At 55.0% G+C, this 14,804-nt stretch carries 12 protein-coding genes; 2 read left to right on the forward strand and 10 right to left on the reverse strand.

What is annotated here, in order from left to right:
- Positions 1 to 31 precede the first annotated feature (31 nt).
- Positions 32 to 574: a GNAT family N-acetyltransferase gene (locus BJF95_RS08090; RefSeq protein WP_083638754.1), complete on the forward strand. Its 543-nt coding sequence runs from the start codon at positions 32 to 34 to the stop codon at positions 572 to 574.
- 63 nt (positions 575 to 637) lie between these two features.
- Here the strand turns inward: BJF95_RS08090 and BJF95_RS08095 are convergent, their stop codons facing one another.
- From BJF95_RS08095 to mscL, 10 genes are all read right to left on the reverse strand, one after another.
- Positions 638 to 1,795, reverse strand: coding sequence for a class I SAM-dependent methyltransferase (locus tag BJF95_RS08095; protein ID WP_075638970.1), 1,158 nt, complete (start codon positions 1,793 to 1,795; stop codon positions 638 to 640).
- Positions 1,792 to 2,652, reverse strand: a complete 861-nt coding sequence (locus tag BJF95_RS08100) for a phytanoyl-CoA dioxygenase family protein (protein ID WP_075639323.1) — start codon at positions 2,650 to 2,652, stop codon at positions 1,792 to 1,794. The genes BJF95_RS08095 and BJF95_RS08100 overlap by 4 nt, the downstream gene beginning before the upstream one ends.
- 93 nt (positions 2,653 to 2,745) lie before the next feature.
- A complete protein-coding gene (locus BJF95_RS08105) occupies positions 2,746 to 4,065 on the reverse strand; it encodes a glycosyltransferase (RefSeq protein ID WP_075638971.1) in 1,320 nt (439 codons plus the stop codon).
- Between the two features lie 121 nt (positions 4,066 to 4,186).
- Entirely contained in the window at positions 4,187 to 5,416 is a 1,230-nt protein-coding gene (locus BJF95_RS08110) for a class I SAM-dependent methyltransferase (RefSeq protein ID WP_075638972.1), read from the reverse strand.
- Positions 5,413 to 5,976 (reverse strand): dTDP-4-dehydrorhamnose 3,5-epimerase family protein, encoded by a 564-nt coding sequence (locus BJF95_RS08115; RefSeq protein WP_075638973.1) that lies wholly within the window; start codon positions 5,974 to 5,976, stop codon positions 5,413 to 5,415. The genes BJF95_RS08110 and BJF95_RS08115 overlap by 4 nt, the downstream gene beginning before the upstream one ends.
- The gene (rfbG, locus tag BJF95_RS08120) at positions 5,976 to 7,043 is read right to left on the reverse strand and encodes a CDP-glucose 4,6-dehydratase (protein WP_075638974.1); all 1,068 of its coding nucleotides are present in this window, start codon (positions 7,041 to 7,043) and stop codon (positions 5,976 to 5,978) included. The genes BJF95_RS08115 and rfbG overlap by 1 nt, the downstream gene beginning before the upstream one ends.
- Before the next feature lie 2 nt (positions 7,044 to 7,045).
- The gene (rfbF, locus tag BJF95_RS08125; RefSeq protein ID WP_075638975.1) at positions 7,046 to 7,816 is read right to left on the reverse strand and encodes a glucose-1-phosphate cytidylyltransferase; all 771 of its coding nucleotides are present in this window, start codon (positions 7,814 to 7,816) and stop codon (positions 7,046 to 7,048) included.
- A 258-nt stretch (positions 7,817 to 8,074) separates the two neighbouring features.
- On the reverse strand, positions 8,075 to 9,106 hold the full coding sequence (galE, locus tag BJF95_RS08130) for a UDP-glucose 4-epimerase GalE (RefSeq protein ID WP_075638976.1): 1,032 nt from the start codon (positions 9,104 to 9,106) through the stop codon (positions 8,075 to 8,077).
- Positions 9,107 to 9,265: 159 nt separating this feature from the next.
- The gene (locus BJF95_RS08135; RefSeq protein WP_075638977.1) at positions 9,266 to 10,435 is read right to left on the reverse strand and encodes a pyridoxal phosphate-dependent aminotransferase; all 1,170 of its coding nucleotides are present in this window, start codon (positions 10,433 to 10,435) and stop codon (positions 9,266 to 9,268) included.
- A gap of 150 nt (positions 10,436 to 10,585) precedes the next feature.
- Positions 10,586 to 11,017: a large conductance mechanosensitive channel protein MscL gene (mscL, locus tag BJF95_RS08140; RefSeq protein WP_075639324.1), complete on the reverse strand. Its 432-nt coding sequence runs from the start codon at positions 11,015 to 11,017 to the stop codon at positions 10,586 to 10,588.
- Between the two features lie 212 nt (positions 11,018 to 11,229).
- Between mscL and BJF95_RS08145 the strand changes: the two genes are divergently transcribed.
- On the forward strand, positions 11,230 to 14,742 hold the full coding sequence (locus BJF95_RS08145) for a hybrid sensor histidine kinase/response regulator (protein WP_075638978.1): 3,513 nt from the start codon (positions 11,230 to 11,232) through the stop codon (positions 14,740 to 14,742).
- The last annotated feature ends 62 nt before the right edge of the window (positions 14,743 to 14,804 follow it).

The raw sequence follows: 14,804 nt of genomic DNA on the forward strand, positions 1-14,804 counted from the left end.
TTGCAAAAATTCAAACCTGGGCCTTGAAACGATGTCAGATATTCCTCTGTCAGACAAAACCAATCCACCGATCACGGGGGTTATCTTTCGAGATTATCAGGCATCGGATTTCGAAACGCTGGCAGATATCCGTCGAGATCCACTGATGCATGATATGCTGATGTCGATTCCAAAGCAGACCGATAACGAGGCCGTGCAAGGCTGGATCGAACGACGGCGCAAAGAAACCGGCGGGCTGTTTCGCGTCATCGCAAGTGCAGAGACCGGGGCAGCCGTTGGCTTTATTCAAATCGGCGAGGTTCACCACCACAATCGCATTGCACACGGCGGCTTGGCCGTGTCACACCACATTCAGGGCAAAGGTCTGGGCCGTGCAGCCATGAGCATGATTGTGCAACTGGGCCGCGAAGAGCTCGGCCTGCGAAAGCTGATGGCCGAGATCCGGGACGATAATTTCGCCTCGATAAAACTTCATCTCGCCGCAGGTTATCGAATCATTGGCACCATGGAGCAGCATTTTGTCGATACAAAAGGCGATGCGCATAACGTGCTGCTTCTGGAGAGAATATTGTAATACAGCACTGTGCGCAATCTATGACGCACCGTGCTGTAAGGACCTATGCCGTAGGGCGTCGCGTTACCCATCAATCCAGACAAGATCAAGACCGGGCTTGTTCAGCGCAGGCTGGCCCGCAATAATCGCTCTCGCTTTCAGCGGGTTAAGCCCGACAAAAACTACATCTGTCCGCTCATCAATGTCGGCCGGCACAAGAACGGGCCGATCAAAATGCATTGAGCCTTGCAGGTTTGGATTGAGATCCAGAAAAGCAGTTGGGGCAATATCTGCAACAATGCGACTGTTGATCCAGCTTCCGTAAAAGCCAGCCCCATAGATCACAGCACGGCACCCGTTCAACCGCTTTGCAGCCTCATCAATCGTGCGGGTCGCGCGCTCCCAGAAGCGGCAAATATCCTGGGCTTTTGTTGCTCCGGCCAAAACCTCAGCGGGCTCAACATTGGGCGCTTCCAGAACATCATTTCTGACAGCAACGGCGAAAAACGCGCCCGGAAAAGCTGTCGTATCAATCACCTCAACGGTAAAACCCGCCAGCGCAAAACTATATTTGAGCGATGACACGCTGAAATGATTGAGGTGATCGGCAACTGTCATGTCGCCGGGATTAGCGGCCACATCAGGCATGGACACAAGAATACGCCCCCCCGGTGCCAGCAGATCTCGAAGCGTCTTCAGAAATGCAATCGGGTCACGCACATGCTCAATGACAAAATGGCTTATGATGATGTTAAACCGGCCATGCCATGCGGCTGGAACCTCATAAATGGCCTGGTCCTCATCACGCACCCAGCCCTGCCACGCTGATGCGTAATCATGACTGACATCGAAAACATGCGGGTGCAAATCTGGCCGCGCTTGGACCATTTTGCGCAAGGTCGTGGCTTTTGCGGCCCCGTAATCGAGAACGCGGGCACCTTGCGGTATATCCAGCAGTCGAAGACCTAGGGCAGCTTGGTGATCCGTGCGGAAAATTGGATCACCCTCCGCGCTCGTTCCGACGATCTGGTCATGGTCTTCCGATTGAAGCGAGATGCGGTAATCGGTATCATAAAAACTGTCGACGTCAGGCAAATCGCACGATTGCGCATGGCCGCAGGCATCACAAACATACACCACCGTTGGGCTGTCAACAAAGGTCATCATCGAGGTCAGTGCCGGGGCCGAAGCCTCGTAAACCGGCTTCTCGAGCTTTGCCTGACAGACCCGACACGCCATCATGGTGTCGGCTCCGGCTTTGCCACCAGTTCCGGCAGCACTTTGCCAAACTCGATACCGGCCGCAAATGAGCCGCACCAGCCAATGCGCGTGCCAACCGGATCAGCATAATTGAAGTACCGGAACTGAATGCTCCAGCGCGGGATGTTTGAAACATTATGGCCGCCCTGATGCATGGTCAGGAAGTCCATCAACACCAAATCGCCCGGTGTGGTGAGGGGGGCGACCACATCGTAACGGGCCAGCCGCTCGTCCACCCGATCCATGAACAAGGCGTAAGCGCCGGTCTTGTTGGCTCCACCATCATTGGAATAGACCGGAATAATGCCTTCGGCGTGAGAGCCTTCCGCAATCTGCACGGGTCCCATCTCTTTTGTGACCGGCAAAAGCGGTGTCCAGAAGACAATGCCATCGACGCTGCGCAGTTGGGTGGGAAATTCCTGATGCCAATGAGCGCGGAATTTTTCTTCATGAGGGTTATCAATACGGATGCCATAGCCGCCAGCCGCAATGCCTGGCACCGACCCCGGACGAAGTGTCTGGAAAATGTCCTGATTTGCCGCCTTGGTCACCAATTGCATGAAGGCCGGAATTTGCTTGACCGCGTCATAGACCTCACCACCCCAAGCCCGATTTTGAGCAATCAGCGCAGGATATGCCTTGGTCATCGCATTCCACGATGTATCGGTTAAAGCCTCGACACCGTATTTATGGCAAATCCGCTCCAGGATGACACGAATGCCCTCTCGAATCGGCTCGACATCGTCCTGCTCGCTATAAAATTTCGGCAGGACCGTATAGCCTTTGCGGGGAAATTCTTCACACGCAGTCTCAGCCGTCTTCGCACACACTTCAGCCATTTGAATATCCTCTACACCCCTGGAGCACGTCTTCGCATTGCGCTTGTCTGTTTTAAGAAAAACCGATAGCGAGAAACTCAGCTGCATTTTCTATCATGCTGATTTCGCTCTGTTTTGCCCAAATTTTTTCAATTCTTTTTTCGTCATTTTGCTCAAGTCCACGTCTTCTTCCGGCTCAATGGCCAGCCATCTTGCTTCGGACAGCGGCGTCAAGCCTCGGCGTGGAACGACAATATCATCAACGGGAATAGCCATGCTTGTGTAGACATCCCAGATGTCAGCAGGGGTCTGCGCCCCGGCAATATCAGCGCGCACATAAACACCCTTGTTATGAAATCCCGTCACCAAAACATCCGAGCGTCCAACAAAAGTTTGGCGCTCTGGCGCATAGTATTTCAAAAATTTGCCGCCCTGCCATTTCTTGAAGGCCGCCTCATAGCCTGCCTTGACGACCTCAAACTCTTCTTCCCCATGATAGAGCTGCGTATTATGGGCGCAGGCTTCGGCAAACCCGCGCTCCCATCCGCCATAGCGGACACCATATTTTTCTTTAAACCAGTGCTGCGTCAGAGCAATGGAAGCGGTAACACCCAGCGAGTAGCTGAACGGAAACTCCTCCAGCATTGGATCATCATGGAACCTGCCGCCGAGTTCCTCCATGAAAATCTTGATCTTCTTTTTGGTGTCTTCCACCCGGCCAATGGAGTAGGAGTTACTCAAAGGGCATACGCCCATGACCGAAAACTGGCGCAGGCACGTCGCAAAATTGCGACCGTTGAAAATCACCTTCATCGCCATTTCATAGTCGACGTTGGCGTGTTCAAAATAAACACCACCATAGGTCTGATAGATGGTGTCCAGCAGGGACCTGCGAACCGCACCGTGATAGATGGAAAAGCCCGAGGTGGGGATTGCGCTTGCCTCAAACCAGCCAAACATGCGCCGCATCGCTTCCGAGCGCGGCACTTTGACGATGGCGCTATCGAAGGCAACATTGAACACTTTGGGTTCAACGCCTTCTTCCGGCCAGTAATAGCCGAAAATTCCCCAGGTGAAGGCGTCAAGATCCGGGCTGACGGCTACGGCCCGCTGCAACAACCCCGCCAGATCAGGCTCGATGAAGTCGTCGTCACCAATGAATGTGACCCATTCACCGGTTGTCGCGCGAATGGATCGCTCCCAGTTGTCAATCATCGACAGCGTGGTCTCTGCCGATGGAATGTAGACCACACGCTTATCCTTGACGATCTCCTTCATGAAATCATCCATGATGGAAGGGTCATCCGAGTTATCCGTAAAGACAAACTCCACGTCCTGACGCGTGTTGCGCAACAGGCCTTCAATTGTCTTTTGAAAGTAAAATTGACGGTTACGCGAAGGAACACAAATTGAAAGCGTGGGTCTGGTGGTCATCGAAAGTCTCCGGAAAAAACCGAATATGGGAAGCGCAATGAGGCGTTTTATTTGGGCGAAAGAGGTGTGACGGGCGGCAACGGCAACGTTTGCGGCACCACCAATAAAAGCTCATCCTCTTTCAGGGATGCACCGTCAGGCTGGGCACCACTGTTACGAACTTCCCACCCCAATCGCTGATATACGAAAGCTGCTGTTTGATCTCTTCTGTCAGATTCCATGGCAAAATCACCACCCTGTCCGGTTTATGGGTTTTAAGGTCCTGCTCGGAAACAATCGGCACGCGACTTCCGGGCAGGAACATGCCTTGTTTCGCCGGATTCTTATCGACGACAAAGGCGATCTGACCGGCCTTGATGCCGGCGAAGTTTAACAGCGTATTGCCCTTCGCGGCAGCGCCGTAGGCGGCAATCGTCAACCCTTGACGGTTGCAATCAATCACAAAGTCCAGAAAATCATCGCGAACTTTATTCGCTTGCGCTTGAAAGCCCGCGTAAGTGCCAACCTCGCCAAGGCCAGCATCCATTTCACGCCTGAGCATCTCATCCACGCGGGCTGTGCGCGCGTGCGCCTGCGTATCCGTGCGGCAGGCAAAAACCCGGAGGCTGCCGCCATGCCATGGCGTGGTCTCCACATCAAAAACCGTCAAACCATTGGCGCTAAAGATGCGATCAACCGCCAAAAGCGAGAGATAGGAATAATGCTCATGATAAGCCGTATCAAACTGGCTTTGGGCCATCATGTTCATCAGATGCGGAAACTCAAAGGTCGCAACGCCTTGAGGCTTCAACAGCCGCGCAAAGCCGGAGACAAAATCGTTGATATCCGGCACATGGGCCAAAACATTGTTGGCAGCGGTGAGATCGGCGGCATGCCCCTGAGCGACCAGCTTGTCGGCAAGCGCGACGCCAAAGAAATCCTCGACAATCTCTATGCCTTTTTCGCGCGCTGCGGCTGCCGTGCTGGCGGTGGGCTCAACGCCGAGGCACGATATGCCCCGCTCTTTGACAAATTGCAAAAGATAGCCATCGTTGGCGGCAATTTCGACCACATGCGATTGCGAATTCAGCGCAAACCGATCAGCCATTTCCGCAACATAGGACTTGGCATGCGCCAGCCAACTTGATGAAAAAGAAGAGAAATAGGCGTAGTCTTCGGAGAAAAACGTCTCTCTGGAGGCAAAGTCTTCGGTTTGCACCAGCTTACATTCTGCGCACACCCGGATCACCAAGGGATACCACAGTTCGGGCCTCGCCAGATCCTTTGCTTTCACATAGGAATTGGACGGCGGTGCCGTGCCAAGATCAACAAAAGGATGCATCATTTCTGACGCGCAATGGCGGCATTTCATACAATAAGTCCTTCGAAATCCGGGGCAAGCAAGGGATGGTTCTGGTCGCGGGCTGAGAGTTTTTGAACCGGCTGCGGCCAGTCGATCTTCAAAGATGGATCTTGCGCATGTAGCCCCCCTTCTGCCTCAGGCCGAAACGGTGCTGAATGCATGTAAATCATCCGCACATTGTCGCTCAAAGCCTGAAACCCGTGGGCAAAGCCCGCTGGGATCAACAGGGAACACGCATTGTCTTCAGAAAGCTCAACAGTCACATGCTGAAGAAATGTCGGCGAGCCGCGCCGCAGATCGACGGCCACGTCAAGAATGCGGCCCTGCACGCAGGTCACCAGCTTGCACTCTGCAAAAGGCGCATGTTGAAAATGCATGCCGCGCACGGTGCCTGCAAATCGGGTCGCCGTTTCATTGACCTGCATCACTGGGCCCGGCCAGCCCAGAGCAGGCAATTCCTCGGCACAGAACAGGCGGCTCAAAAAACCGCGCTCATCACCAAAGCGGGCGCGGGTTAAAAGCGTCAACCCGGCAAGAGCGGTCGGCTGTGGCTGGAACCGTGTGCTCATCAAGCCACGTCCCGTGCTAGTGACAGCGCCGCCTGATAGGCCGCAATATCAGCGCGGCAAAGCGTAAGCGCAGACGCACCTTGATGTTGCTGCGCATACCAGCGCATCGTGCGCTCAACGGTGTCCTGCAAAGACCACCTTGGACGATACATTAAGCTGTCCATCGCTAACGTGCTGTCCAGCATCAGATAGCCGGCTTCATGCGGGCCTTCGCTGCCATCGCCCAGCTCAATATGCCCCTCTCCAAAGCTTTTGGCGGCCAGCGTCAGCACTTGGGCAACGGAGGCGGCGCTGGCATGGTCGGGGCCAAAATTCAGGGCGGTCAGGGCGTGAGGGTCCAGCCAAAGCTTTTGCGCCATGGCTATATAGCCAGCCAAAGGCTCCAACACGTGCTGCCATGGCCGCACCGCGTTTGGCCGACGCACATGCACGGGCTGGCCTGTGCTCCAGGCCCGAACGGCATCGGGGATCAACCGATCGTCGGCCCAATCACCGCCACCGATCACATTCCCGGCCCGCGCCGTGGCGAGGCCGATGGAGTTTTGGGCAAAAAATGAGGCGCGATAGCTGGAAACAACGATTTCAGCGGCGGCCTTGCTGGCGCTGTAGGGGTCATGCCCGCCCAAGGGATCAGACTCGATAAAGGCCTTGCCCGTTTCGGCGTTTTCATAGACCTTGTCGGTGGTAATCACCACGATGGCCTTGACGCGCGGTGCATCTCGCAAGGCCTCCAACACATGCACGGTGCCTTGCACATTGGTTTCAAAGGTTGCTACCGGATCACGATAGCCTTGGCGCACCAGCGGCTGGGCGGCAAGATGAAAGACAATCTCTGGATTGATGCTAGCGACCCGCGCTTTTACCGCCGCACGATCTCGCACGTCGCACGTCTCAACCGCACCGCCCTGCAACAGATGAAAAAGGCTTGGTGATGTGTCGGGCGCAAGCGAAAGGCCATGGAGCTCAGCCCCCATATCGCTCAACCATAACCCCAGCCAGCTGCCCTTGAAGCCGGTGTGACCCGTCAGCAGAACCCGTTTGCCGCGCCAAAAGTGAGGATCAATCATCTTTACCAGCTCTTCCAAGGCGGATTGCCGCTTGCCCAAAGGGCTTCGAGATGATTTTTGTCGCGCAATGTATCCATCGGCTGCCAAAAACCGTCGTGAATATAGGCACATAGCTCGCCATCATCCGCCAGTCCCATCAAAGGGTCGGCTTCCCACGGCGTGTCATCACCGGCAATACGGTCAATGCATTTGGGCGATAGAACAAAGAAACCACCGTTGATGTAACCGGCCTCTCCCACCGGCTTTTCAACAAAGCCGCGCACGCTCACGCCATCCATTTTCAAAGCACCGTAGCGGGCTGGAGGCTGCACGGCGGTCACCGTTGCCAGTTTGCCGTGCTCTTTGTGAAAGCGAATGGTGGCCGCAACATCGACATCGGATACGCCATCGCCGTAGGTGAAACAAAAGGCTTCCTCGTCTTTGAGATAGGATGCCACGCGCTTCAGGCGCCCGCCCGTCATCGAGGTTTCGCCAGTATCTACCAGCGTCACCCGCCAGCTCTCGGCATTCTGCTTGTGAAACTCCATGCGATTTTCGGCAAAATCGAAGGTGATGTCCGACATATGCAGGCCGTAATTGGCGAAATATTCCTTGATAATATAGCCTTTGAACCCGCAGCAGATGATGAACTCACGAATGCCGTGGCCATAATAGAGCTTCATGATGTGCCAAAGAATGGGCCGGCCGCCGATTTCAATCATCGGCTTGGGACGCAAATGCGTTTCCTCGGAAATGCGCGTACCCAATCCACCTGCGAGAATAACTGCTTTCATTCCGCCCACTCCGGAGCGGCCGAGCGCAAAGCCTCACAGAGGTCTGCTACCGTGCAAACAGCAATCAATGCCATTCTTTGCCCCAATTCAGATTAAACTGGACCAAGCCTAGCGAGGCAAACTGTCGTCAAACTTGTGTCTTGATGATCAAATCATCATAAACCGCGACAGGGCCGTGCGCCAAATATGGCGCGCGGCCCTGTCGCACTTTTAATATGCTGGATAATTTTCTCCTTAAATCGATTCCGATTTCAGGAATTATGCAGAAGCAAGAAGCGGCACGATGCCATCCAGAAGGGCAACTTCTGCAACCGGGCTGCGCCGTTCCCATGCAAGTGCGGTGGCAATGATGGTGTCCAGACCGGGATGAACGGCTGTCCAGCCCAGTTTTTGCCGGGCGATAGTGGGATCGGCAATCACCGATGCACAATCGCCAACACGTCGTCCCTGCACCGTGGTGGCGAGCTTTCCCCCCGCCACGCGCTCCACGGCCGCCACAACATCTAGCACCGATGCGCCGCATCCGTAGCCGCAATTGGCAACCAAAGATTGTTCGCCCGCGCTGAGATAACGCAAAGCCATGGCATGCGCATCCACCAGATCGTCCACGTGAATATAATCGCGCACGCCAGTGCCATCCTGGGTTGGATAATCCGTGCCATAAATGTTGAGGCTCGCGCGTCGACCCAGCGCCGTCTCACACGCCGCCTTGATCAAATGGGTGGCCCCTCGGGTCGATTGGCCCGTGCGTCCTTTCCGCTCAGCGCCTGCAACGTTGAAATACCGCAGCGCGACATAGCGAAAATCAGGGTGAGCACGCGCAGTATCGGCCAGGATAAGCTCTGTCATCAACTTGGACTGACCATAAGGGCTTTCGGGCTTCAGCGCATCGGTCTCGCGCATCGGCTGGTCGGATTGCGGTGTGCCATAGACGGCAGCAGTTGAGGAAAAGATGAACTTGCCAATTTTGGCCCGCACCATTTCTTCAATCAGAATGCAGGCCTTCACGGTGTTGTTGTTGTAATAGTCCAGCGGATTTTCCACGCTGTCGGGCACAACAACAAGACCGGCGAAATGAAAAACCGCCTCTATATTATGGGCGGCAAAGATCTGTCTGAGCACATCGCGATCGCCAACATCGCCGTAATAAAACGTGGCCTGAGGCGCAACAGCACTGCGAAAGCCTGTGGTGAGGCGGTCGAGCACAATAACCTCGTGGCCGCTATCAATCAGCGACCACACCATATGGCTTCCAATGTAGCCAGCACCACCCGTTACCAAGACTGCCATTGCTCTCTCCAACAAGAGATGATCTCTTGTTTCCCCTATCCCACACTCACCTTTTAGCCCGTTAAAATCTTCGAATGGACAATAATAAGTGCGGGACATTTTAGACAGATGGATAATGCAATCTTAACTGATCGAGCGCAACCGTCAGCGATCGACAGTTCACAGTCTGGCGATATAATCGCTCAGCCGTTTGGCTGCATCTTCGATATGGAGCGGATTGCGCAAGAAGCACGCGCGCAGGAAGGTGGAACCGCCCGCACCAAAAGCAGTACCGGGTGCAAGGCCGACGCCGGTTTTATCGACAATATCAAGCGCTGCCTTGCGGCTGTCGGTCACGCCATCAATTTCCAAAAAGGCATAGAGTGCGCCATCAGGCTTGGCGGAGCGCACCCGATTGGTGGCAATCAAAGCATTGAGCAAAATCTCGCGCGATGTGCGGGCGCGCTCGATGTTTTCGCGCACGAAGGCATCACCTTCATTCAAGGCCACAACGGCACCGCGCTGCATGAACTGCGCCACACCCGAGGTGGAATATTGAATGAGATTTTCCAAGACCTGTCCAATTTCCGGTGGAGCCACCAGCCAACCAACCCGCCAACCCGTCATCGACCAGTTCTTGGAAAAGGAATTGGCGAATATAACCCGATCGCCCTCTTCCATCACATCCAGAAAGGATGGTGCGCGACGCTCGCCAACAAAATAGTACAGCGCATAAATCTCATCAGCCAGAATCCAAAGGCCGTGCTTGCGGGCCAATGCCAGAATGGCTTTCAAATCCTCAAGGCTTGCTGTCCAGCCGGTGGGGTTGGATGGCGTATTGATAAACAGAGCTTTGGTTTTGGGCGTAATGGCCTTTTCCAATCGCCCAAGATCGAGCTTCCAGCCACCGTCAACATAATCGATCTCAACACCCACGGCCTTGGTCCCGGCAATGTTGATGGCAGAGACAATGTTGGGCCAGCAAGGCGAAAGATAGATCATCTCGTCGCCCGGCTGGGTCATGGCCTGCACGGCAAGCTGTATCGCCTGCATGCCCGAGCCCGTGACATAGAAATGCTCTGGAGAGAGCGAGGCTGCAAAATGGCGCTGATAATAATCGGACAAGGCCTGACGCAATTCAGGAATGCCGCGCTGCCAGGTGTAAAATGTCTCGCCGCCCAAAAGCGCTGCACTTGCGGCGCGATTGATAAAATCGGGGGTCGGCAAATCCCCTTCACCGGCCCAGAGCGGCAAAAGATTGTCACGCCCGCGGGCGTAATTGATGATTTCCACGATACCGCTCTCCGGGGCATCGGTGGCACGTTGGCTCAGGCTGTTGATCAGGGACATGGCAAAGCTCCTACATTGCTTCGTTCATAGCCGAAGCAAAGCAAGAAATCCCATGATAAAGCGTGGCGGATTGATTGTTTTTGGTGATGTTTCAGCACAATCCATAACGCCTAAAAATATGCGACAGCCAAAGCGCTGTCGCATCATTTTTTAAACGGATTTTTCTTTCAGCAAATCCCGGATCTCGGTCAACAGCTGCACATCGGCTGGCGGAGGGGCTGCCTTGGTCTCGGCCTTTTCCTGCCGCTCCAATTGCTTGCGAAGCGTATTCACGCCCTTGACCATAAGGAAAATGATCCATGCCAAAATGACAAAGTTGATCACCACCGTGAGAAAATTGCCGTAGGCGAACACGGCACCCTGCTTGCGGGCTTCGGCCAGCGACAGCGCTGTTACCTTGTCGCTCAGCGGAATAAAATAATTGGAAAAATCAAAGCCGCCAAACACCACACCGACCACCGGCATAACAATGTCATTGACCAGTGAGGTGACGATCAAGCCAAAGGCCCCACCAATAATCACGCCAACGGCGAGATCCATAACATTGCCGCGGGCAATAAAGGATTTGAATTCATTTAGCACTTTTGTCCCTTTCACCACCATGCCTTGTCCTTTTTTCAGTTTAGCAGAATGATCAAAAGTGAAGCAAGCAAACGTTGCGCGAAAGACACTCTGATCTGCCATCGCAGAACGCATAACATCCGTGTTTGTTTCGACTTATTGCCAATACAGTACCGATTTCAAATTGCACCAACATGACCTAAGCTCATAGCCGGAATGGGAGGGGCAAAACAGTGCTTCCGGCATGGCTGATCATCACGGCGTCAATTCTCTATCTGCTGCTGCTTTTTGCCGTGGCCAGCTTTGGCGACCGCTTGAGCCGCCGCCGAAGCGGGCCTGCGCGCGGACGACCCTTGGTCTATGGCCTGTCGCTTGCGGTCTATTGCACATCATGGACCTATTTTGGCGGCGTTGGTCTGGCTGCCGATCGCGGGCTGGAATTCATGGGCATTTACATTGGCCCAATTTTGATGCTGACGCTGGGCATGCCGCTGATGCGGCGCATGATCGAGATTGCCAAGGCGGAAAAGCTCACCTCCGGGGCCGATTTTGTCGCCGCCCGTTATGGCAAAAATCCGATTGTTGGCATGTTGGTGACGGTGATTTCGCTGGCCGGTTCCATTCCCTATATCGCCCTGCAGCTGAAAGCCGTGTCCAATTCCGTGACCGTCATGGTCAATCCGCTCGATTATGGCATTGGCACCGGCAATCTCTATTTTCTCGATCTGGCTTTGGTGGTGACGCTGACGCTGGCCTGTTTCGCCATGGTGTTTGGCACACGGCACACGGATGCCACAGAGCATCAGGACGGGCTTATTCTCGCGATTTCCATGGAATCCGTCGTCAAGCTTCTGGCCTTTCTGACCCTGGGCATCACGGTTGTTTTCTTCCTGTTCGAAGGGCCTGTCGATCTATGGCATGCGGCAACACAAAGCCCGCAGGTGATGGCGGCCCTGAGCCATGAAACGCCGATCAGTCGCTGGATTTTGCTGACCGCCCTGTCCGGCTTTGCGATTTTGATGTTGCCGCGCCAGTTTCATGTCACCGTGGTGGAAAATCGCACCCCCCGCGAATTGAAAGCGGCGCGCTTTTTGCTGCCAGCCTATCTGATTGCCATCAATCTGTTTGTGCTTCCCGCCGCGATTGGCGGGCTTTTGGCGTTTAATGGCGCGGGCAATGCCGATCTTTATGTGCTCTCGCTGCCGCTCTCCCATGGTTTGCCCGTGGTTTCGCTTATCACCTTTCTTGGCGGTTTTTCTGCCGCAACGGCGATGGTGATTGTGGAAACCGTGGCGCTGGCCATTATGATTTCCAACGATATTGTCATGCCCATCCTGCTGCGGCGTGGCTTTAATCAGCACTATAGTGCCTCGCAAAGCCTCGCCAAGATCCTGCTGATCATACGGCGTCTGGCGATCTTGGCCGTTTTGCTGCTGGGCTATGCCTATTATCGGCTTGCCAATGATGATCGTGGCCTGTCCTCCATTGGCCTTTTGGCTTTTGCTGCCATTGCCCAGATTGCGCCTCCCCTGCTGGGTGGACTGATCTGGCGACGGGCCAATGCGCGTGGGGCCATTCTGGGCCTGACCTTGGGGTTTCTGGCCTGGATTTATATGCTGCTGCTGCCCAGCTTCGGGCTGGATGCCCATAAGGATCTGGCCCCGCAGATTTTATCCTTCCTGTTTCCCGGCGTGAGTGCCTTTTCCGGTCCTGATCCTGATCTGCTATTGAATGCAACGGTTCTCAGCCTCATCATCAACACGCTGGCTTTTGTGCTGGGCAGTCTCAGCCGCAATCCAAAACCGGTTGAGCGCATTCAGTCCGGCATTTTTGTGCGTGGTCACTTACGCTCTCAATTTGCCACACGCGGCTGGAAAACGCGGGTCAGCACGGGGGATTTGAAAACAGCCATTGCCCGCTATCTTGGGCAGGAGCGCATGGAGCGCTCGCTCAAAAGCTATGAGCGCACGGCCGGGCGGCGTTTGGACGATGACGCCCCTGCCGACATGGCCTTTATCCATTTTACCGAGCAATTGCTGGGCAGTGCCATTGGTTCGGCCTCGGCCCGGCTGGTGCTGTCACTGATTTTACAAAAGGTGGAGGATACCTCTGCCGATACCGCGTGGCTGCTGGATCAGGCCAGCGAAGCGCTGCATTATAACCAGGATATGCTGCAAACGGCGCTGTCCCAGATGGATCAGGGCATCGCCGTGTTTGACACATCCGGCCGATTGACCATCTGGAACCGCCGGTTTCGTGATCTGCTGGATCTGCCCGATGAAATGGGACAAGTGGGCGTGCCTTTGCATGACATTGTCGAACAATTGCGCGCGCGTGGCGATATTGCGCCGAAGCAGGAAGCCAGTGTGCTGGCCAATTTCCATCATCTTGATGCGCCGTTTCAACTGGTTCTGGCCAATGGCGAGCGCATTGTCGAGGTGCGTTGCAATGCCATGCCAGACAAGGGGTTGGTGGCGACCTTCACCGACATTAGCCAGCGTGTGGCTGCGGATCGCGCCTTGAAACAAGCCAATGAAACGCTGGAACAGCGGGTGATTGCCCGCACCGCCGAGCTGACCCACGTCAACAAAGCCTTAGCGGAAGCCCGCGCCAGTGCGGATGAGGCCAATATTGGCAAGACCCGTTTCTTTGCCGCCGCTGGCCACGATATTTTGCAGCCGCTGAATGCGGCAAGGCTCTATTCGTCGGCCTTGGTCGAGCGCATTGGCCCATCGGATGACGCGGTTCTGGCCCGCAATATTGATTCCGCGCTGGAATCTGTCGAGCTGATTTTGGGGGCTGTTCTGGATCTTTCCCGGCTGGACACCGGTGCCATGAAACCGCGCTTTGCATCGGTTGCCCTGCACGACCTTCTGGAGCGTATCCGCACCGATTTCGAGCCAATGGCACGGGAGAAAAACCTCAAACTCGTCATCATGCCCACCAATCTCTCTGTGCGGTCTGACCCCAACCTGTTGCGGCGCCTTGTGCAAAATCTGGTGTCGAATGCCATCAAATACACACCATCGGGCAAGGTTCTGGTGGGGGTGCGCAAACGCGGCGATCAGGCCGTTATTCAGGTGACCGATTCAGGCATCGGCATTCCCTCCTCCAAATTTCGCACCGTGTTCAAAGAGTTTGCCCGATTGGATGAGGGCATGAAAAATGCCTCCGGTCTGGGCCTGGGCCTTTCGATTGTGGATCGTATCGCCCGGGTTCTCAAACATCCGGTGGAGCTGGAATCCCAGCCGGAGCGCGGCACCAGTTTTCGCGTCACCATGCCTTTGGCCAAGGCCAATGCGGTGCCGCTGCAAAGCACGCAACACCAAGCCTCGCCATCGCCAGCACCATCGCTGCTCAGGGGAGTGCGGGTTTTGTGCATCGATAACGAGCCTGACATTCTGGAAGGCATGCGTTTGCTGATTAGTGGCTGGGGTTGTTTGGTTATCAGTGCTGGCTCCGTTGAAGAGCTTGATGACATTGTCAAACACCATCCCGAGCCACCCGATGTGATTATTGCCGATTATCATCTGGGCGACGGCAGCGGCATAGGTGCCATCTTGCGCCTGCGCGCGCTGTATCACCAGCCAGTTCCCGGTCTTCTGATCACCGCCGACCGCACCATGGACGTGCGCCATGAAGCCGAGCGCCAGTCCATCACCGTGCAACACAAGCCGGTCAAGCCGGCAGCACTCCGGGCCTTTCTGACCCAAGTCTCATCAACGCGCCGCAATGCTGCCGAATAGCCAATAAACTCAGCCAGAAAGGCTGCCAGGAATGGCGCTTCAGAAAACCAGTTTACATCAAG

It is taken from the genome of Rhizobium oryziradicis, from assembly GCF_001939045.1.
Classification (GTDB): Bacteria; Pseudomonadota; Alphaproteobacteria; order Rhizobiales; family Rhizobiaceae; genus Allorhizobium; species Allorhizobium oryziradicis.

Bases quoted from the DNA above. Each gene is read 5' to 3' on its own strand.
- BJF95_RS08090 (WP_083638754.1), top strand. From the start codon at position 32: ATGTCAGATATTCCTCTGTCAGACAAAACCAATCCACCGATCACGGGG.
- BJF95_RS08095 (WP_075638970.1), bottom strand. From the start codon at position 1,795: ATGATGGCGTGTCGGGTCTGTCAGGCAAAGCTCGAGAAGCCGGTTTAC.
- BJF95_RS08100 (WP_075639323.1), bottom strand. From the start codon at position 2,652: ATGGCTGAAGTGTGTGCGAAGACGGCTGAGACTGCGTGTGAAGAATTT.
- BJF95_RS08105 (WP_075638971.1), bottom strand. From the start codon at position 4,065: ATGACCACCAGACCCACGCTTTCAATTTGTGTTCCTTCGCGTAACCGT.
- BJF95_RS08110 (WP_075638972.1), bottom strand. From the start codon at position 5,416: ATGAAATGCCGCCATTGCGCGTCAGAAATGATGCATCCTTTTGTTGAT.
- BJF95_RS08115 (WP_075638973.1), bottom strand. From the start codon at position 5,976: ATGAGCACACGGTTCCAGCCACAGCCGACCGCTCTTGCCGGGTTGACG.
- rfbG (WP_075638974.1), bottom strand. From the start codon at position 7,043: ATGATTGATCCTCACTTTTGGCGCGGCAAACGGGTTCTGCTGACGGGT.
- rfbF (WP_075638975.1), bottom strand. From the start codon at position 7,816: ATGAAAGCAGTTATTCTCGCAGGTGGATTGGGTACGCGCATTTCCGAG.
- galE (WP_075638976.1), bottom strand. From the start codon at position 9,106: ATGGCAGTCTTGGTAACGGGTGGTGCTGGCTACATTGGAAGCCATATG.
- BJF95_RS08135 (WP_075638977.1), bottom strand. From the start codon at position 10,435: ATGTCCCTGATCAACAGCCTGAGCCAACGTGCCACCGATGCCCCGGAG.